The 19,503-nt window shown below is 66.3% G+C and carries 18 protein-coding genes and 2 tRNA genes; 6 read left to right on the top strand and 14 right to left on the bottom strand.

Features of this window, described 5'->3' with window-relative positions; all coding sequences use genetic code 11:
• Positions 1–66: 66 nt before the first annotated feature.
• The 5 genes from KZ810_RS08400 to lon form a co-directional block, all read right to left on the bottom strand.
• Positions 67–1,659: a beta-helix domain-containing protein gene (locus KZ810_RS08400; protein ID WP_219768600.1), complete on the bottom strand. Its 1,593-nt coding sequence runs from the start codon at positions 1,657–1,659 to the stop codon at positions 67–69.
• A 194-nt stretch (positions 1,660–1,853) separates the two neighbouring features.
• Positions 1,854–2,834: an NADP-dependent oxidoreductase gene (locus tag KZ810_RS08395; protein WP_219768598.1), complete on the bottom strand. Its 981-nt coding sequence runs from the start codon at positions 2,832–2,834 to the stop codon at positions 1,854–1,856.
• 112 nt (positions 2,835–2,946) lie between these two features.
• Positions 2,947–3,021, bottom strand: a tRNA-Val gene (locus KZ810_RS08390).
• 108 nt (positions 3,022–3,129) lie between these two features.
• Positions 3,130–3,411: an HU family DNA-binding protein gene (locus tag KZ810_RS08385; protein WP_219768597.1), complete on the bottom strand. Its 282-nt coding sequence runs from the start codon at positions 3,409–3,411 to the stop codon at positions 3,130–3,132.
• Positions 3,412–3,632: 221 nt separating this feature from the next.
• A complete protein-coding gene (gene lon / locus KZ810_RS08380; RefSeq protein WP_219768596.1) occupies positions 3,633–6,029 on the bottom strand; it encodes an endopeptidase La in 2,397 nt (798 codons plus the stop codon).
• A 391-nt stretch (positions 6,030–6,420) separates the two neighbouring features.
• On the opposite strand from lon, the gene KZ810_RS08375 reads away from it, so the two are divergent.
• Complete coding sequence (locus KZ810_RS08375; protein ID WP_219768595.1) at positions 6,421–8,133, top strand: M1 family metallopeptidase; 1,713 nt, start codon at positions 6,421–6,423, stop codon at positions 8,131–8,133.
• Complete coding sequence (locus tag KZ810_RS08370) at positions 8,130–8,405, top strand: hypothetical protein (RefSeq protein WP_219768593.1); 276 nt, start codon at positions 8,130–8,132, stop codon at positions 8,403–8,405. Before KZ810_RS08375 ends, KZ810_RS08370 begins: the two co-directional genes overlap by 4 nt.
• 38 nt (positions 8,406–8,443) lie before the next feature.
• On the opposite strand, the gene KZ810_RS08365 is transcribed toward KZ810_RS08370, so the two are convergent.
• The 6 genes from KZ810_RS08365 to KZ810_RS08340 all read right to left on the bottom strand — a co-directional run bounded on the left by KZ810_RS08365 (position 8,444) and on the right by KZ810_RS08340 (position 13,973).
• A complete protein-coding gene (locus tag KZ810_RS08365) occupies positions 8,444–8,803 on the bottom strand; it encodes a DUF4440 domain-containing protein (RefSeq protein ID WP_219768592.1) in 360 nt (119 codons plus the stop codon).
• Between the two features lie 135 nt (positions 8,804–8,938).
• The gene (clpX, locus tag KZ810_RS08360; protein ID WP_019516844.1) at positions 8,939–10,207 is read right to left on the bottom strand and encodes an ATP-dependent Clp protease ATP-binding subunit ClpX; all 1,269 of its coding nucleotides are present in this window, start codon (positions 10,205–10,207) and stop codon (positions 8,939–8,941) included.
• Positions 10,208–10,301: 94 nt separating this feature from the next.
• Positions 10,302–10,991, bottom strand: a complete 690-nt coding sequence (locus tag KZ810_RS08355) for an ATP-dependent Clp protease proteolytic subunit (protein ID WP_258044655.1) — start codon at positions 10,989–10,991, stop codon at positions 10,302–10,304.
• Positions 10,992–11,071: 80 nt separating this feature from the next.
• Entirely contained in the window at positions 11,072–12,010 is a 939-nt protein-coding gene (locus tag KZ810_RS08350) for a glycosyltransferase family 2 protein (protein ID WP_219768591.1), read from the bottom strand.
• Between the two features lie 105 nt (positions 12,011–12,115).
• Positions 12,116–13,828, bottom strand: a complete 1,713-nt coding sequence (gene tig, locus KZ810_RS08345; RefSeq protein WP_219768589.1) for a trigger factor — start codon at positions 13,826–13,828, stop codon at positions 12,116–12,118.
• A 60-nt stretch (positions 13,829–13,888) separates the two neighbouring features.
• A tRNA-Leu gene (locus KZ810_RS08340) sits at positions 13,889–13,973 on the bottom strand.
• Positions 13,974–14,082: 109 nt separating this feature from the next.
• On the opposite strand from KZ810_RS08340, the gene KZ810_RS08335 reads away from it, so the two are divergent.
• Positions 14,083–14,247 (top strand): hypothetical protein, encoded by a 165-nt coding sequence (locus KZ810_RS08335; RefSeq protein ID WP_219768588.1) that lies wholly within the window; start codon positions 14,083–14,085, stop codon positions 14,245–14,247.
• A 7-nt stretch (positions 14,248–14,254) separates the two neighbouring features.
• Positions 14,255–14,458 carry a hypothetical protein gene (locus KZ810_RS08330; RefSeq protein ID WP_219768587.1) on the top strand — a complete coding sequence of 68 codons (204 nt, stop codon included), beginning with the start codon at positions 14,255–14,257 and terminating at the stop codon, positions 14,456–14,458.
• A gap of 53 nt (positions 14,459–14,511) precedes the next feature.
• On the opposite strand, the gene gatB is transcribed toward KZ810_RS08330, so the two are convergent.
• Genes gatB through gatC form a run of 3 tightly spaced genes read right to left on the bottom strand, consistent with a single transcriptional unit; the run spans position 14,512 to position 17,796 of the window.
• Positions 14,512–15,969: an Asp-tRNA(Asn)/Glu-tRNA(Gln) amidotransferase subunit GatB gene (gatB, locus tag KZ810_RS08325; RefSeq protein ID WP_219768585.1), complete on the bottom strand. Its 1,458-nt coding sequence runs from the start codon at positions 15,967–15,969 to the stop codon at positions 14,512–14,514.
• A 55-nt stretch (positions 15,970–16,024) separates the two neighbouring features.
• Positions 16,025–17,509, bottom strand: coding sequence for an Asp-tRNA(Asn)/Glu-tRNA(Gln) amidotransferase subunit GatA (gene gatA / locus KZ810_RS08320; protein WP_219768584.1), 1,485 nt, complete (start codon positions 17,507–17,509; stop codon positions 16,025–16,027).
• Entirely contained in the window at positions 17,509–17,796 is a 288-nt protein-coding gene (gene gatC, locus KZ810_RS08315) for an Asp-tRNA(Asn)/Glu-tRNA(Gln) amidotransferase subunit GatC (protein WP_219768583.1), read from the bottom strand. The genes gatA and gatC overlap by 1 nt, the downstream gene beginning before the upstream one ends.
• Before the next feature lie 125 nt (positions 17,797–17,921).
• Between gatC and KZ810_RS08310 the strand changes: the two genes are divergently transcribed.
• The gene (locus KZ810_RS08310; protein WP_219768582.1) at positions 17,922–19,022 is read left to right on the top strand and encodes a DUF3089 domain-containing protein; all 1,101 of its coding nucleotides are present in this window, start codon (positions 17,922–17,924) and stop codon (positions 19,020–19,022) included.
• Positions 19,019–19,489: a Holliday junction resolvase RuvX gene (gene ruvX / locus KZ810_RS08305; RefSeq protein WP_219768580.1), complete on the top strand. Its 471-nt coding sequence runs from the start codon at positions 19,019–19,021 to the stop codon at positions 19,487–19,489. Before KZ810_RS08310 ends, ruvX begins: the two co-directional genes overlap by 4 nt.
• Positions 19,490–19,503 lie beyond the last annotated feature (14 nt).

Here is a 19,503-nt window from a genome sequence, read left to right as displayed (position 1 = left end):
CCCAAATCCTCAAGATGCGAATCAGGGGACGGCATCGCTGCCGCCCCCTCACGTGACCCGCGGGTCTCAGGTGGTCGGCAGCGAGAGGCACGAACCGTTCGAGCTGCCGAAATCGGCATAGTCGAGGTTGCAGGTCCAGTTGCGGTACCAGGTGTCACTCGCGTTGCGCACAGCGCCGACGTACGGTGCCGACTGGAAGAAGCCGCCCGAGTTGACGACGCTCGTGCTCGACGGGTCGACCGCGGTCGCCGCCGTCTCGTTCGCACCGTTGATGTAGGTGTTGGTCAGCGTCGCGGTGAAGGCGGCATTGTTGTTGCGCCCGCCGTTGAAAATCGCCGCGACCTGGTCGTTCGACACGCCGCCCGTGCCGCTGAGCGCCGGGTTGCACCCCGACAGCAGCACCGAGGTGAAGCTCGGCGGCCCCGCCTTGTCGGTGGCGCTGTTCGCCGCCGCGATCGTCGTCGCGCTGTTGATGCGCACACACGGCAGACCCGAGTCGGTCACCACCACGCCGTTGAACAGCGAATAGTCGGCGCCGCCGCGGAACAGCATGACCGAGGCGTCCGCGCCGATCTTCGAATGGTGGATGAAGGTGAAGTTGGCGAGGCGAACGTTCGAACGCGGCACCGCGTCCTCGTTGCCGTTCGAGTCGTGCTCGATCATCGCGTCACCCGAGCTGCCGCCCGGACGCTGGATCGCGATCACGTACTGGATGAACCCCTTGTACCCGACGTCGGTGTCGAGCGAGTCGTCGTCCGCGCCCGAGATGACGAGGTAGTTCATGTTGGGACGACCGCCGAACACCTCGATACCGTCGTCCGAAGAGTTGACCGACTGGAAGTGGTCGATCTGCGTACCCGAACCGACGCCCGACGGGGTCAGCGACTGGAGCTCGCGGTCGGGGGCCAGCGCGTAGCCCGAGTAACGGATCTGCGTGTAGCTCATCCGGCCCGAGCTGTCGGTCGGCTGCGCACCGCCGTAGAGCGCGCCCGAGGTGCCCTCGGTATCGCGCGAGCAGTTCGCGCTGCCCGGCGTCGCGGTCGGCTCCGAACAGTCGGTGATCGGCGCACGGCCGAGCAGCACCACGCCGCCCCACTGGCCCTGCGACGTCGCGTCGTTGGTGCCGACGACGTTCGCGCGGCTGGTGAAGATGATCGGCTGCGTCGGGGTACCGACCGCGTTGATCTGGTTGCCACGGTTGACCGCCAGGAACGCGGTACCGGTCGAGGCGAAGATGACCACGCCCGGATCGATGCCGAGCGTAACCTGGTAACCCGTCGAGGTCGGGCCCTGGTCGGTGCCGACGTCGACGCGGCCGTCCATCGAGTAGATCACGCCCGTCGTCTTGGCGAGCTGGGTCGAGGCGGTGAAGCGCGCAGGCAGCGCGCAGTTGCGGTAGGTGCCGGTCGGGCCAGAGATCGTGCCGCGATCCGCCAGGGCGTTGGGGCCCGCGATCGTCGGGCAGCTCGCCGCCGCGGTGACGAGCCCGGTGCCCGTCCCCGGGGTCGGCGTGGGGGTCGGCGACGCGGCCGGCGTCGGCGACGGCAGCACGATCACGCCCTCTCCCGGCGAGGCGATGTCGTCGGCGCCGCAAGCGCTCAGCGCCGCGGTCGCGCAACCGAGCATGAGCATGAGCGAAACGCGCTTGAAGTTCTGCATTGGACACTCCCCGAACCGTGGATGACGGACGCTTGCTTGAAGCGACCGGCCGACTCGATCCCCTGTGCCGGCCTCCACGCCGCGCTAGGCGTCGTGGATGACAGGCACATGGATGTTCAAAGACAGCGGAGTGACGTCTGCGTTTCGGTTCCGTGACAATCCCAGAGCGCGGGATTTAGGTCAGCGATATTTTCTCATTCGCCCGTCATCGAAAGCACGACCTTGCCGCGCGGATGCTCGTCGCGCGTATAGGCATAGGCCTCGCGGACGTGATCGAACGGGAATGTCCGATCGACCGCCACATTCACCGTACCCGCCGCGACCAGATCGACCACCTCGCCCAGTTGCGCGGCGTTCGGCTGCGCATGCCAACGCGGCACGGTTCGGATGCCGAGCGCGCGCCCCTTGTCCTCGTCGGGGTCGAGCGTCGACACCATCGTCCCGCCCTTCTTTAACATCGCGAACGAGCGCGCCTGCGTCTCCCCGCCCTGCGTGTCGTAGACGAGGTCGAGATCAGTCGCATGATCCTCGAACCGCTCGTTCTTGTAATCGATCGCGCGTTCGACCCCCAGCGAGCGGACATAGTCGAGATCATGCTCCCCCGCGGTCGCGAACACCGTCGCGCCCTTCCAGATCGCGAACTGCACCGCCAGATGCCCGACGCCGCCCGCCGCGCCGTGGATCAGGACGCGCTGCCCCGCCTCGAGCCGGCCGTGGTCGAACAGGCCCTGCCACGCGGTCATCGCGGCGAGCGGCAACGCGGCGGCGGTCGCATCGTCGATGCCGTCGGGCGTCGCGACCAGCTCAACCGCCTTCACCACCACGTAATCGGCCTGCGCGCCGCGGTCCTGGTCGATGAACGCCATCACCCGGTCGCCGACGCTCAGCATGTTGTGCGCGCGCGTTCCCAGCGCATCGATCCGTCCCGACAGATCGCGCCCCAGCGCGAAGGGCAGTTGATCCTCGCCCTTGGGCGGATATTCGCCCGCCGCGGTCTTCCAGTCGACCGGGTTCACGCTCGCCGCCGCAACGCGCACCAGCACCTCGTCATCTACCGGCTGCGGCACCGGCTGTTCGGACAGCGCGATCACGTCCAGGTCGCCGAAACGGTCGAGCCATACCGTTCTGTTGGGGACGAGCGGCTGATGCTGGTCGGCGATATGCTGGTCGGTCATGGCTGATGCTCCGATGGTCTGGCAGCGCCAACGGCCAGCGGCGTGGAGCGATCCCCGATCACGGCGTCCGGATACGACAAGGCCCGCCGCCATCGCTGGCTGCGGGCCTATGTGGTGGGCGCGACAGGGATTGAACCTGTGACCCCACCCGTGTGAAGGGTGTGCTCTACCGCTGAGCTACGCGCCCGAACGTGTCGGAGCGGCGCCTTTAGGCAAGCGTTGCGCGGGTGTCCAGCGCAAATCGGCGGCCGCGCCTCTCAATCTCACGTCGGCCCGACCTCACCTCGCCCCGGTCTCACTTCGCGACGTTGAGCGAATCCTTCAGTACCTTGCCCGCCTTGAACTTGGGCTGCGTGCTCGCCTCGATCGTCATCGGCTCGCCGGTGCGCGGGTTGCGCCCGGTCGATGCCTTGCGCTTGCTGACCGCAAAAGTGCCGAAACCGACCAGCCGCACTTCCTCGCCCTTCTTCAGGCAGGTGGAGATCGAGTCGAACACCGCCTCGACCGCGCGCACCGCCTCGGCCTTGCCCAATCCCGCCGTCGTCGCGACCTGCGCGATCAATTCCTGCTTGTTCATCCCCGAGAACCCCCCGTCGTTACGCTTCGGTGTTGCAGTAAGAAAATGTCGCGCGGATTCGCCCCAGGGCAAACCCGCATCTGCCCAGTAAGGCCAGAGCCGTTCGGCGTGTCAAACGAAACCGCCGCGCATGCGTGTCGATGCGCGGCGGTCTGTTGTGGCGCTACCACGGTCGGACGAATGCGGCCACGTCCGTCACGTGGCCATCACCGATCCGCGCTTCAGTGATGCACCTCGGCACCTACCGGCGTGATCGGCGCGGGCGGCAGCGCGGCGAGCTCGTCCGCCTCGGTCCAGTCGATCGCCTCCAGCGGCTGCGTCAACGCGAGCCGCAGCACCTCGTCGACGTGCGACACGGGGACGATCTTCAACCCCGCCTTCACGTTCGCAGGGATTTCGGCGAGGTCCTTTTCGTTCTCCTGCGGGATCAGCACCGTGGTGATGCCGCCGCGCAGCGCTGCGAGCAGCTTCTCCTTCAATCCGCCGATCGGCAGCACGCGCCCACGCAACGTCACCTCGCCCGTCATCGCGACGTCGCGCCGGACCGGCACGCCCGTCAGCGTCGAGACGATCGCGGTCACCATGCCGATACCCGCCGACGGACCATCCTTCGGCACCGCGCCCTCGGGCAGGTGGATGTGGATGTCCTTGCGGTGAAACAGGCTCGGCTTGATCCCGAACGACGGCGCACGCGCCTGAACGAAGCTATAGGCGGCCTGCACCGACTCCTTCATCACGTCGCCCAGCTTGCCCGTTACCTTCGCCTGACCTTTGCCCGGCACGGTCACGCTCTCGATCGACAGCAACTCGCCGCCGACCTCGGTCCAGGCGAGCCCGGTCACCGCGCCGATCTGATCCTCCTGCTCGGACAGGCCGTGGCGATACTTCTGCACCCCGGCGTAGTCGGACAGATTGTCGGGCGTGACCGTCACGCTCGTCGCCTTGCCCTCCAGGATCTGGCGCAGCGCCTTGCGCGCCAGCTTGGCGATCTCGCGCTCCAGCGTCCGCACGCCCGCCTCGCGGGTGTAGCGCTGGATCAACGCGCGCAGCCCCTCGGTCGTCAGCGTGAACTCGCCGTCCTTCAGGCCGTGCGCCTCGATCTGCTTGGCGACCAGATGCCGCTCGGCGATCTCGACCTTCTCATCCTCGGTATAACCCTCCAGCCGGATGATCTCCATGCGGTCGAGCAGCGGCTGCGGCAGGTTGAGCGAGTTCGCGGTGCACACGAACATCACGTCCGACAGATCGATGTCGATCTCGAGGTAATGGTCGTTGAACTTCGCGTTCTGCTCGGGGTCGAGCACCTCGAGCAGGGCCGACGCCGGATCGCCACGGAAATCCTGACCCAGCTTGTCGATCTCGTCGAGCAGGAACAGCGGGTTCGCCGCCCCCGCCTTCTTCAGATTGGTGACGATCTTGCCCGGCAGCGAGCCAATATAGGTTCGCCGGTGCCCGCGGATCTCGGCCTCGTCGCGCACGCCGCCCAGCGACTGGCGAATGAACTCGCGTCCGGTCGCCTTCGCGATCGACTTGCCGAGCGAGGTCTTGCCCACGCCCGGCGGGCCGACGAGGCACAGGATCGGCCCCTTCAGCTTGTTGGTCCTCGCCTGCACCGCGAGATATTCGAGGATGCGGTCCTTGACCTTGTCGAGCGCGTAATGGTCCTCATTGAGCACCGCTTCCGCCGCCACCAGGTCGCGCTTGATCTTGCTGCGCTTGCCCCACGGCAGCCCCAGCAGCACGTCGAGATAGTTGCGCACGACGGTCGCCTCGGCGCTCATCGGCGCCATCGTCTTCAGCTTCTTCAGCTCGCTCGTCGCCTTGGCGCGCGCTTCCTTGCTGAGTTTCAGGCCCGCGATCTTCTGCGTCAGCTCGGCGATCTCGTCGCCGTTGCCCTCGTCGTCGCTGTTGCCCAGCTCGCGCTGGATCGCCTTCAACTGCTCGTTCAAGTAATATTCGCGCTGCGTCTTCTCCATCTGGCGCTTGACGCGGCTCTTAATCTTTTTCTCGACCTGCAGAACGCCGAGTTCGCCCTCCATCAGCGCGAACGCCATCTCCAGCCGCTTGACCGGATCGGTCTCGAGCAGCAGCGACTGCTTCTCCGCGACCTTGATCTGCACGTTGCCCGCGATCGAGTCGGACAGCAGCCCGGCTTCCGTCAATTCGCCCAGTTGCGCGGCGGTCTCCGCCGGCAGCTTGCGGTGCAGCTTCGCATACGCCTCGAACTGCTTCACGACCGAGCGCATCAGCGCCTCGACATCGGGGCCTTCGACGGGCTTGTCCGCGACCGCGGCGATCTCGGCCTCGAAATAACCGTCACGCTCGTTCAGCGCTTCCAGCGTCGCGCGCTGCTTGCCCTCGACCAGCACGCGCACGGTGCCGTCGGGCAGCTTGAGCAATTGCAGCACGGTCGCGGTCACGCCCATCGAGTAGAGGTCGTCGCGCGCGGGATCGTCGTTGGCAGGGTCGAGCTGCGCGACGAGGAAGATCTCCTTGTCGGCAGCCATCGCCGCTTCCAGCGCCGCCACCGACTTGTCGCGTCCAACGAACAGCGGAACGATCATGTGCGGGAAGACGACGATGTCGCGAAGCGGCAGGACGGGAAGAGTGGACGTCATGGATACTCCGGGGTCGCCGAACAGCGGCGACGTTCGTGATCCTATATGGTGCGCGCGCGATTTCCATCAATCGTTGCGACCGCGTTCCTCCACGCGCTGTCCTATCGCGCGCGCGCATGTCATGCTCGGGAAATGCGTGCATCACCCCCGCTCCACGGCATCACTGCCATCGATGCGCCTCGCATCCGAATAGGTCCGGTTCAGTCTCGACTTCGCCCCGACGCCACCGCGGCGCGATCCGACGTCACTCGAATTCCGTGACCTCGCGCCGCCCGCCACCCCACCGATCGCCGCCCCACCAATCGAAGTTGAGACCGAAAGCAAAACCGTCCTTCAGCCTCAACTTCCTCCACTTGACGTTTCTGCAATCGTCCAAACAGCCGAGATTTCCATGCCCCGCCTGATCGCCGCCCTGCTCTCGCTGCCGCTTCTGGCACTCGCCCCGCCCCCCAAAGGGAGCCCGCCGCTCAGCAATCAGACCCAGCGTTCCGGCGGTCCGCTCCTGCCCGAACAGACCGCGCTGCGCTTCGACCACGCCGATCTGTCGTTCGAGGTGCTGCCCGACCGCCAGGCGCTGAACGGTATCGCCACGCTCACCTTCACCGCCCGCGCAGCCATCGACCGTTTGCTGATCGACCTCGACCGCAACCTGCCGATCTCGGCGATCGCCATCGACGGACGCCCGCTCGCCCGCGCCGCCTGGACCAATCCCGATGGCCGCCTGACGATCACGCTCCCCCGCCGTCTCGCCGCAGGCCGGCAGGTGACCGCGCGGATCAGCTACGGCGGTACCCCGCACGTCGCGGTCAACGCCCCCTGGGACGACGGCATGGTGTGGTCGAATACTCCCGATGGCCGCACCTGGTTCGCCACCACCGCGGAAGGGTACGGCTGCGACCTGTTCTGGCCCTGCCTCGACTTTCCGACCGGCGAGCCCGCGTCGGTCGACCTCCACATCACGGTCCCGGCGGGGCTCAAGGCGCCCTCCAACGGACGCCTGCTCGGCATCGACCGATTCCCCGACGGCCGCACCCGCTGGAACTGGCGCGCACGCCAACCCAACACCTACGCCATCGCGCTCAACGTCGGCCCGTACGAGGAGATCAGCGGCACGTACAAAAGCCGCTACGGCAACACGATCGCGATGAGATACTGGTACCTGCCCCGCGAAAAGGCGAAGGCCGAGGCGCTGTTCGCCGAATTCGCCCCGACGCTCGACTTTTTCGAGGCGACGATCGGTCCCTACCCCTTCGGCGACGAGAAGCTCGGCGTGGTGGAAACTCCGCACAAGGGCATGGAGCATCAGACGATCAACGCCTACGGCAACGGCTACGCCAAAGCACCCGAGGGGTTCGACTGGCTGTTCCACCACGAACTCAGCCACGAATGGTTCGGCAATCAACTCACCGCCGCCAATTGGGACGATTACTGGCTTCACGAAGGGTTCGGCAGCTACATGCAGCCGCTCTACGGCCGCTGGCGCGAGGGCGAGGCGCGCTATCACGTCATGCTCGACGCGCAGCGTAACCAGATCGCCAATGACCACCCGATCGTGCGTGACAAGGTGTTGACCGAGGAGGAGGTCTACGAACCCAAACTCGGCGGGCCCGGCACCGACATCTACTACAAGGCGTCGTGGATGCTCCACACCTTGCGCTGGCTGATCGGCGACGCCGCTTTTTTCAAGGCGATGCGGCTCGAAATCTACGGCCGCGACGATCCCAAGCCCGGCAACTTTCGTCCCCGCTTCGGCTCGACCCTAGAATATCAGCGCATCGTCAAGCAGGTGACCGGGAGGAATTACGACTGGTTCTTCGACGCTTACCTGCACCACGCGGCATTACCCGGCCTCATCACCACGCCGCTTCCAGGCAACCGCACCGAGTTGCGCTGGCAGACCCCGGGTGCATCCACCTTCCCCATGCCGATCGAGGTGAGCCTCGACGGCCGAGTTCGACTCCTCGAAATGACAGACGGCACGGCGGTCATCGAAACCCCGCCCGGCGCGCACCTCGTCATCGATCCAGAAGCACGCGTGCTGCGGCGAAATCCGGCGATCGAAGCGTTCCGAGACTGGAGCAACCAGCAGAGGCCACGCAAATGAACGATCGCACATCCGTCAACGCTGGCGACGACAACGCTACTCTGGCGCTCAAGCGTGCGGGCGAGATGGCCGCGGTGTTCATGATCGGCGACGGCCTGCTCGGCCTGCTTCAGCCGACCCGCCACGTCGACCTGTGGCGATCCGACGTCGGCATCGTCGACGAGCTGGTCGCGCCATTCAGTGGTAAACCGACCCGCCGTCGCGTTTACGGCCTCATTCAGCTGACAGCCGGCATTGTACTCGCCGCCAGCCTGCGCCCGTCGAGAAAATAAAGACGGGGCACCTCGCCAGCGCGAAGTGCCCCTTCATGTCAGCCGTTGGGTTTCAATGACACCATCTGCTGGTGTTGCACCACGCGCCAATTCTCGTACGACAGCCAGCGATAGGTCGACGTGCAATAGGCGGCGTAACGCTCATCACCGCGCGACGCGTCGACGTGATAGGCGACGACGATCAGTCCTTCCTGCGGCCGCGCGACCTGCCGATCGCTCAGTTCAACGTTTTCCCACCGCGGTGTCTTCTTGACCGCATCGATCGCCTCCTGCCCGCTCATGACGAACGGCGGCTCGGGCAGCACCATCAGGCACTCGTCGTCGATCGACTCCTCATAATGCTCGGGCGTCGCCGTCCACAGGCTTTCCTCGAAACTCCACACGCGATTGTCGTCCACGCACCATGCTCCCGTTGTCCGCGAGGACAATCGCACGCGACCCTCTTCGTTCCGCCGGCCAGGCGTGCACCAACGAGAAAGGGCGCCGCCGGACAAGCCGGCAGCGCCCCTACCTTTCTGCGAGGTATGACCAGGTCAGGCCGCGCCGTCCGCCACCTTCTTCTTTTCGGCGTAAACGCGGATCGGTTCCTTGCGGCCCTCCACTACGTCCTTGTCGATCATGACCTCGTCGATCGAGTCCATGCCCGGCAGGTCGAACATCGTGTCGAGCAGGATCGCCTCGAGGATCGACCGCAGCCCGCGCGCACCCGTCTTGCGCTCGATCGCCTTCTTGGCGACCGTCGTCAGCGCGTCGTCGGTGAAGCCGAGCTTGGTGTCCTCCATCTCGAACAGCTTTTGATACTGCTTGACCAGCGCATTCTTCGGCTCGCTCAGGATCTTGACCAGCGCCGGGATGTCTAGGTCCTCGAGCGTCGCGATCACCGGCAGGCGCCCGACGAACTCGGGGATCAGGCCGAACTTGAGCAGATCCTCCGGCTCGGTCTGGCGCAGCATCTCGCCGGTGCGCTTCTCTTCCGGCGACGCGACATACGCGCCGAAGCCGATCGACTTGCCCTGCAACCGATCGCCGATGATCTTCTCGAGGCCCGAGAACGCACCGCCGCAGATGAACAAGATGTTGGTCGTGTCGACCTGAAGGAACTCCTGCTGCGGATGCTTGCGCCCACCCTGAGGCGGGACGCTGGCGGTGGTGCCCTCCATCAGCTTAAGCAGCGCCTGCTGCACGCCCTCGCCCGAGACGTCGCGCGTGATCGACGGGTTCTCCGCCTTGCGGCTGATCTTGTCGATCTCGTCGATGTACACGATGCCGCGCTGCGCCCGCTCGACGTTATAGTCGGACGCCTGAAGCAGCTTGAGGATGATGTTCTCGACGTCCTCGCCGACGTAACCCGCCTCGGTCAGCGTCGTCGCGTCGGCCATCGTGAACGGCACGTCGAGGATGCGAGCCAGCGTCTGCGCGAGCAGCGTCTTGCCGCACCCGGTCGGGCCGACGAGCAGGATGTTCGACTTGGCAAGCTCGACATCGGCGCCCTTGGCGCCGTGGTTCAACCGCTTGTAATGGTTGTGCACCGCGACCGAGAGCACGCGCTTGGCCTGCTTCTGCCCGATCACGTAATCGTCGAGCACGTCGCAGATTTCCTGCGGCGTCGGAACGCTGCCGTCCTTCTTAGATACGAGCGCCGACTTCGTCTCCTCGCGGATGATGTCGTTGCACAGTTCGACGCATTCGTCGCAGATGAAGACCGTCGGTCCGGCGATCAGCTTGCGTACCTCGTGCTGCGACTTGCCGCAGAACGAGCAGTAGAGGGTGCTCTTGGAGTCGCCGCCGGAGAGCTTCGTCATTCAATCATCCTTCCCGCGGACCCGCGGTATGGTGGGGCAGGCATCGTAGCCCGCCCCGCGTTCATTGGGCAATGCCGTAACAGCGCGGTGGCGCTCAGGCGGCCGCCGCCACGTCGTCGGCCGGTGCCGGACGCTTGTCGAATACCTCGTCGATCAACCCGAAGTCCTTCGCCTCGTTCGCCTCAAGGAACGTATCGCGGTCCATGCGACGCTCGATCTCCTCGATCGGCTGACCGGTGTACTGGCTGTAGAGTTCGTTCATCCGCTTGCGGATGCGCAGAATTTCCTTGGCCTGGATCTCGATATCCGATGCCATGCCCTGCGCACCGCCCGAGGGCTGGTGGATCATGATGCGCGCGTTGGTCAGCGCAACGCGCATCCCCGGCTCGCCGGACGCCAGCAGGAAGCTGCCCATCGATGCCGCCTGACCGATGCAAACCGTGCCGACGCGCGGCCGAATGTACTGCATTGTATCGTGGATCGCCATGCCCGCCGTCACGACGCCGCCCGGCGAGTTGATGTACATGAAGATGTCCTTCTTCGGGTTCTCCGACTCAAGGAACAACAACTGCGCGGTGATGAGCGAGGCCATGCCGTCCTCGACGCCGCCGGTCACGAACACGATGCGCTCGCGCAGCAGGCGCGAGAAGATGTCGAACGAACGCTCGCCGCGGTTCGACTGCTCGATCACGATCGGAACCAGCCCGGCCTGGGTCGGCTGGAGGCCGACGCCGGCGCTCGCCAACTTGCCCGCGAAATCGCCGTTGTCGAACGGATTGTGCATGGAAAAACTCTCTTGAAGGGAAGACCTGCAACATCGTCGCTGGCGCAGGCTTGTTCAAGCCCCAACGTCGGCGAGGTGGATCAGGCAGGCTGCGGTGCCGAATGCGCCAGATAGGCGAGCCGACGCACCTCGCGCCGGCCGCGCACCACCGTGTCGAGGATCAAGCCGGCGAAGAAGGCCAGCGTCGCAATGATGACCAGACCGGTGACCAGGATCGCAGTCGGCACGCGCGGCACCAGTCCCGTCTCGGCATAGGTGATGCCGAGCGGTACCGCGAGAATGACCGCGAGCAGCGCCAGCAAGCCACCCAGGCCGCCGAAGAACCACAGCGGCCGCTCGATGCGGTAAAGCGTGACGATGGTGCCCAGGATGCGCCAGCCGTCGCGGTAGGTCGACAGCTTCGACGCGGAGCCCTCAGGCCGCGCAAAGTACGGCGTGGCTACCTCGGCAACCGGCATCTTGAGCTCGAGCGCGTGGACGCTGATCTCGGTCTCGATCTCGAACCCGACCGACAGAACCGGAAAGCTCTTCACGAAACGACGCGAGAAGACGCGGTATCCCGATAGGATGTCGCTGAAACTGCGGCCAAACAGGCGCGCGAGCATGCCCGTCAGCATCGCGTTGCCGAACTGATGTCCGCGGCGATACGCGTCGACCGCCTCGTGCACGCGGCTGCCGACCACCATATCGAGTTGCTCGTCGAGCAGGCGCGCGACCAGCGCGGGTGCGGATGCAGCATCGTAGGTCGCGTCGCCGTCCGCCATCACGTAGACGTCGGCATCGACGTCGGCGAACATCCGCCGCACCACCGCGCCCTTGCCCTGGATACGCTCGGTGCGCACGATCGCGCCGGCGGCGCGCGCTACCTCGACCGTCCGGTCGCGGCTGTTGTTGTCGTAGACGTAGATCGCGGCACCCGGCAGTGCGGCACGAAAACCCGCTATCGTCTGCGCGATCGCGGCTTCCTCATTATAGCAGGGCAGCAGGACGGCGATCGTCGGAGCGGTTGGTAGCGGCACTGAACACCCGTTCGAGCATCGCCGCAGCAACGCTCCAGACTGAAGGAACACAGCCCGCGACGATGCCGCGGGTGAGCGCCATTGACTAGCGCCCACCCCTTAACATCACGCTTCGGTCTTTGGCGCCTTCTTCGCGCGCGGCTTCTTGGCAGCGGGTGCCGCCGCGTCAGAAGCAGACGCGTCGGCGGCAGTCGTGCCCTCGGCCGCCTCTGCTGCCTCGGGCGATGCTTCGAGCACCTGCGTCTCCGCCTCGACCGGCGCACCCTTCTTGGCACGCGGCTTCTTGGCGGGGGCGGCTTCGACGTCGGTCGGCTCGACCCCGGCGTTATCGCCCTTCGCCGCCGGCTTCTTGGCGGCCTTCTTCGCCGGCTCGGCCGCGGTCACCTCGGCAGCATCGTCGTGGGTCGCGGGCTTCGCGGCTTCCTTCTTCGCCTTCTGCTTGGGCTTGTGGTTGTCGTGGTCGTGCGTGTGGGTGCCGGTCGCGAAGCCGTCCTCGCTCTCGATCGCGGCCTCCAGCTCCTCACGCGTCGTCTCGCGGTCAGTGATCTCGGCCTTGTCGAACAGGAAGTCGACGACCTTGTCCTCGTACAGCGGCGCGCGCAGCTGGGCAGCCGCCATCGGCTCCTGCTGAACGTACTGCACGAACTGCTGGCGCTGCTCAGCCGGGTACTGCTGCGCTGCCTGCATGATCAGGCGCTGCATCTCCTGCTGGCTAACCTCGACGCCGTTCGCCTGGCCGATCTCCGACAGCAGCAGCCCCAGGCGCACGCGGCGCTCGGCGATTTTGCGGTAATCGTCGCGCTCGGCTCCCATCTCGGCAAGGGCCGCCTGCGGGTCGGGCTCGTGCGTCGCTTCGTGCTGGAGCTGCGACCAGATCTGGTTGAACTCCGCCTCGACCATCGACGGCGGCACTTCGAAATCGTGGCCCTCGGCGAGCTGGTCGAGCAGCTTGCGCTTCATGTGCGTGCGCGTCAGCCCGTTGTGCTCCTGCTCGATCTGCCCTTTCAGCAGACCACGGAGCTGTTCCAAGCTCTCAAGCCCTAGGTTGGTCGCGAGCTCATCGTCGATCACGCTCTCGCCCGCGGTCTTCACCGACTTGATCGTCAGGTCGAAGGTCGCGTCCTGACCAGCGAGCTCCTTGGCCGGGTAATCCTCGGGGAACGTCACCTTGATCTGGCGCTCTTCGCCCGCCTTTGCACCGACGACCTGATCCTCGAAGCCGGGGATCAGACGGCCCGAGCCGATCTCGACCGCCATGTCCTCGCCGGTGCCGCCCTCGAACGCGACGCCGTCGGTCGTCTTGCCGACGAAATCGACCGTGACGAGGTCACCCTGCTCGGCGGCCTTGTCGCCGGCGTCGTCCCACTTCTTTTGCTGATCAGCGAACTTCTGCAGGTGCGCGTCGACCGCCTCGTCGGCGACCGGCACCGTCAAACGCTCAAGCTTCAGTGCGTCGATCGCGGGCGTCGGCACCTGCGGCAGCACTTCGAGCTCGACCTTGAGCTCGGCGTCCTTGCCTTCCTCATATCCGTCAGCCAGTTCGACCGAGGGCTGGGTTGCCGGACGCAATTGCTTCTCCGCGATCAGCGACTGAATGCCGTCCTGGATCGAGGTGTTGAGCGCTTCCTGCATCAGCGCGGGGCCGTGCATCTTGCGTACCAGATTGGCGGGCACCTTGCCGGGACGGAAACCGGGCATGCGGATCTGCGGAGCGACGCGCTTCAGCTCGGCGTCGACCTTCTTCGCGATCTCGGCGGCGGGGATGGTGAGGGTGTAGGCGCGCTTCAGCCCCTCGTTCAACGTCTCCACAGTCTGCATGTTACGCCTTCGCTTCTAGGAATATCGTTGATGGTGGCACCCGCGAGAGGAACGCGGGACTGGTGCGGGCGAAGGGACTCGAACCCCCACATCTTGCGATGGCAGGACCTAAACCTGCTGCGTCTACCAGTTCCGCCACGCCCGCACAGGACACCGTCGGTCGCGCGCCTCTATACCGTGGAAACCGCGGGAGCAAGCGTGGCGGCAACCGAAGCGCGTCGCACCGCGTTGGAACGCCCTAAGGAGACGAACACATGGCCACTAATCCAGGCGATCTGCCCGCCGACGTGCCGCAGCCGACGCAGCCTGCGCAGCCCGACGTGCCCCCGCCCGAGATCACGCCGCCCGGCCCCGACATCGACGTGCCCAGCCCCGGTGCGCCGGACGAGACGCCCGCGCCTGCCAACCCCACGATCTGAGGCCGACATGAGCGACCCCAAGACAGTTGACGTGATCCCGAACCGCGACGATCCTCGCCCCGACATCCAGCAGGCGGTGGAAGCGCGCAGCGACGCGGTTGAGCGCGGTGAAGGCGGTACGGAGCCCGCGATGTTCACTGATACCGGCGAATTCGACGGCAACAGCGGCACCGGCGGCGAAGTGAAAAACCAGGACGATACGCAGCAGTGACCACATCGGGGTCGGTCGCACCATTGCGGCCGACCCTCTCTCGCCCCTGCGACTTAGCTCGCCAACGCCTTCTTCAGCAAATCATTGACCACCTGCGGGTTCGCCTTGCCCGCCATCGCCTTCATCGTCTGCCCGACGAAGAAGCCGAACAGTGTCTCCTTGCCGCCGCGATATTGCTCGAGCTGCTTGGGATTTTTTGTGAGCACGTCGGCGATCACCGCCTCGATCGCGCCCGTATCGCTGGTTTGCTTCAGCCCGCGTTCCTCGACGATCTTGCCCGGCGCGTCGCCCGTCTCCAGCATCGCCTCGAACACCTGCTTGGCGAGGCTCCCCGACAGCGTGCCGTCCGCCACCAGCGCCAGCAGTTCCGCCGCCTGCCCCGGCTCGACCGGACTGTCGACGATCGACGTGCCGAGACGGTTGAGCGCGCCGAACAGCTCGCTCGTCACCCAATTCGCCGCCGCGACCGGGGCTGCACCCGTGTCCAGCAGTGCGTCGAACCAGCGCGCGCTCTCAACCTCCGCGGTCAACACGTTCGCGGCATAGGCGCTGATCCCCAGCGCCTCGTACCGCTTGCGCTTGGCATCGGGGAGTTCTGGCAGCGACGCGCGGCATTCCTCGATGAAGGCGTCGTCGAGTTCGAGCGGCAACAGGTCGGGATCGGGGAAATACCGATAATCGTGCGCATCTTCCTTCGACCGCATCGACCGCGTCGTGCCCGTGTCGGGATTGAACAGCCGCGTCTCCTGCTGGATCGCGCCGCCGTCCTCCAGCACCGCGACCTGACGCTTCGCCTCATGATCGATCGCCGCCATCACGAAGCGGACCGAGTTGACGTTCTTCGTCTCGGTACGCGTGCCGAGTTCATCGCCCGGCTTCCGCACGCTGACGTTCACGTCGGCGCGCATCGAACCCTGGTCCATGTTGCCGTCGCACGACCCGACGTAGCGCAGGATCGAGCGCAGCTTGGTCAGATAAGCGCCGGCTTCCGCTGGCGAACGCATATCCGGGCGGCTGACGATCTCCATCAACGCCACGCCCGACCGGTTGAGGTCGACGTAGGAACGCGTTGGATGCTGGTCGTGCATCAGCTTGCCCGCGTCCTGCTCGACGTGGATACGCTCGACCCCGATCGTCTTGACCGCGTCGCCATCCTCGATCTCGATCGCGCCCTCGCCCACCAGCGGATGGTAGAGCTGGCTGATCTGATAACCCTGCGGCAGATCGGCATAGAAATAGTTCTTGCGATCGAACCGCGACCATTTGTTGATTTGCGCGTCGATCGCCAGCCCGGTGCGCACCGCCTGACGGATGCACTCGCGATTGGGCACCGGCAGCATCCCCGGCATTGCCGCGTCGACCAGACTGACCTGGCTGTTCGGCTCCGCGCCGAACGCGGTCGCCGCGCCAGAGAACAGCTTGGCGTTGCTCGTCACCTGCGCGTGGACTTCTAGGCCGATCACGACCTCCCAGTCCCCGGTCGCGCCCTTGATGCGATAGGTTGATTCCATTGTCGTCAATCCGCTTCCACACCCGGCGCACGAGCTTCGCTCGCGCGCCTGCCTATCACCACCAGCGCTCCGGCCGCGCCACGAAGCCCGCACGTTCCTCGATCGCGAGCGCCGCGTCCAGCACGCCTTGCTCGTCGAGCGCGCGGCCGATCACCTGCAGCCCCAGCGGCAGACCCGCCTTGTCGAGCCCGCCCGGCACGCTCATCGCCGGCAGCCCGGCCAGCGACGACGGCACGGTGAAGACGTCGTTCAGATACATCGCGAGCGGATCGGCACTCTTCTCGCCCAACGCGAACGCGGCCGACGGCGCCGTCGGGGTGAGCAGCACGTCGCAACGCTTCCACGCGCGCTCGAAATCCTGCGCGATCAGCGTGCGGACCTTCGATGCCTGCGTGAAATAGGCGTCGTAGAAACCCGCCGACAGCACGTAGGTGCCGATCAGGATGCGGCGCTTAACCTCGTCACCGAACCCCGCCTCGCGCGTCGCCGCGTACATGTCCTGCAGGTTCGCACCCTCTGGCAGGTCGCGCTGTCCGAACCGCACGCCGTCGTACCGCGCGAGGTTGGACGAAGCCTCGGCGGGCGCGATAATGTAATAGGCCGGCAGCGCGTAGCGCGTGTGCGGCAGCGACACTTCGACGATCTCCGCGCCCGCGTCGCGCATCCAGGCGATGCCCTGCTGCCACAATGCCTCGATTTCCTCGGGCATGTTGTCGACGCGATACTCGCGCGGGATCCCGACGCGCTTGCCCGCCATGCTGGCGTTCAGCCCTTCTTCCCACTTGGGCACGGGAAGGTCGAGCGAGGTCGCGTCCTTCGGGTCGAACCCGCTCATCGCCTCGAGCATGATCGCACAATCGCGCACGTCGCGCGCCATCGGCCCGGCCTGATCGAGCGAGGAGGCAAAGGCGATCGTGCCCCAGCGCGAGCAGCGCCCGTAGGTCGGCTTGATGCCTGAGATACCCACGAATGCCGCGGGCTGGCGGATCGAGCCGCCCGTGTCGGTGCCCGTCGCGCCCGGCGCGATCCGCCCCGCGACCACCGCCGCGCTGCCGCCCGACGACCCGCCGGGCGCGAGGGGCGCATTGCCGCCGTCGTTGCGCCGCCACGGGCTGATGACGTTGCCGAAATAGCTCGTCTCGTTCGACGACCCCATCGCGAACTGGTCGAGATTGAGCTTGCCGAGCATCCCGGCGCCCGCGTTCCACAGGTTCTGCGAAACGGTGGACTCATATTCGGGCTTGAACCCTTCGAGGATGTGGCTCGCCGCGGTCGTCTGCACGCCGTGGGTGCAGAACAGGTCCTTCATCCCGATTGGCACACCCGCCATCGGCGGCAGAGTCTCGCCGGCCGCGCGCGCCTGATCGACCTTGTCGGCCGCGGCGAGCGCGTGATCGGGCGTCTCGACGATGAAGGCGTTGAGCGGCTTCGCGGCGGCAACGGCGGCGTTGAAGGCCTCGGCCACCTCGCGCGCGGAGAAGTCGCCGCCCGCTACGCCGTCGCGGATCTGGCGGATGCCCAGGTCGGTCAGGTCGCTCACTATTCGATCACCTTCGGAACCGTGAAGAAGCCGTGTTCGGCCTGCGGCGCGTTGGCGAGCACCTGCGCGCGGATATTGCCATCGGTGACCACGTCGTCGCGTAGCCGCAGACGATTGGGGATCACCGCGGTCATCGGTTGGACCGACGAGGTGTCGACTTCCCCCAATTGCTCGATCCAGCCGAGAATGTTGCCGAGTTCGGGCGCGAGGCGGCTTGCCTCCTCGTCACGAATCGCGATCCGCGCGAGCTTGGCCACGCGTTTGACGGTTGCTGTGTCTACGGACATGCCCGCGCCGCTACCATCAGCCGAGCGCTCGGCGCAACCACGACGATTGCGCGCGCGTAGGCGCTGCGGCAGAGCAGCGCGATCCGGCGTCGCGCTTCCGCGGCGTCGCGGCTTGGATGCGCAACTTGGTCCGCAAATTTCTCTATGTCGTCGCCGGGTTGATCGTCCTCGTGCTCGCCGGGCTGCTTGCCTATCGCATCTGGGGCGTCGAGTTGATGCGCGCGGCGATGGTACCGGGCGAGGAATTTAAGGCGGTCCGCGGGTTGACCCCGACCGACTACCGCGATGCCAAGCTGTGGCTCGCCCGCCCCGACATCCGCAACAATCCCGCCTCGTGGACCCCCGCAGGTCAGCAGGCGCGGAAACAACCCGGCGGCGCAGCGGTGTTCTTCATTCACCCGACCTCGTATCTCAACCGCGCGCACTGGAACGCGCCGCTCGATGACCAAGAAGCGAACGACCGCGCCGCGCTGTTCCTGCGTGGCCAAGCGAGTGCCTTCAACGCCGTCGGCGAAATCTGGGCGCCGCGTTATCATCAGGCGACCTTCGGCGCGTTCCTGACCGATCAGGCGAATGCGGAGCGAGCACTCGATCAGGCGTACCGCGACGTGCTCGCGGCGTTCGACGCGTTCGTCGCGCAGGTCGGCCCCGACCGCCCGATCGTCCTCGCCGGACACAGCCAGGGCGGGCTGCATCTGACCCACCTGCTGCGTGACCGCGTCGCGGGCAAGCCAATCGCGCGACGCATTGTTGCCGCATACGTGGTCGGCTGGCCCGTCTCGACCGCCACCGATCTGGCCGCGCTCGGCCTCCCGGCGTGTACGACCGCCGATCAGCGCGGGTGCGTCCTTTCGTGGCAGAGCTTCGCCGAGCCGGCCGATCCCTCGCTGATCACCGAGAATTACGATCGGACGACCGGGTTCGACGGACGCCCGCGCAAGGGCACGCGAATGCTGTGCACCAACCCGATCACCGGCGTGCCCTTTACCACTGCCCCGGCGAGCGCCAATCTCGGCACGCTATACCCGAGCGAGGATCTCTCGACCGCGCAGCTTCGTCCCGGCACCGTCGGCGCCCGCTGCGACGCGCGTGGCCTGCTGCTGATCGGATCGCCCCCTGATGTCGGGCCGTACGTGCTGCCGGGCAACAATTACCACGTCTACGACTACAGCCTGTTCTGGGCCAACGTCCGCGCCGATGCGGCGCGCCGGATGACCGCCCGATGATCACCACCGATGCGCGCGCGTTCGCCGAGGCGCTGCCCGACGGTGGGCGGCTGCTGGGGCTCGATCTCGGCACCAAGACGATAGGCACCGCCCTGTGTGACGCGGGCTGGAGCTTCGCCAGCCCCGCCCCGCTCGTCCGCCGCACGAAGTTCACTGCCGACAAGGCCGAACTCGTGCGGCTGATACAGGCGCAGCACGTCGTCGGCATCGTCATGGGCCTGCCGCTCAATCTCGACGGCAGCGTCAGCCCGCGCAGTCAGTCCGCCCGCGCTTTCGCGCGCAATTGCGTCGACATGAACCTGCCGATCCTGCTGTGGGACGAACGCTGGTCGACCGTCGCCGCCGAACGCGCATTGATCGAGCAGGACATGAGCCGCGCCAAACGCGCGGAACGGATCGATTCGGCCGCCGCGGCGCACATCCTGCAGGCCGCGATTGACGCACTGGTAAACGTCCAGCCGCAGTGACGCCCCACAGTGAC

It is taken from the genome of Sphingomonas citricola, from assembly GCF_019429535.1.
GTDB classification, from domain to species: domain Bacteria; phylum Pseudomonadota; class Alphaproteobacteria; order Sphingomonadales; family Sphingomonadaceae; genus Sphingomonas; species Sphingomonas citricola.
The sequence above is the reverse complement of the archived record's forward strand: the minus strand, read 5'-3'. Positions and strand labels throughout refer to the sequence as shown.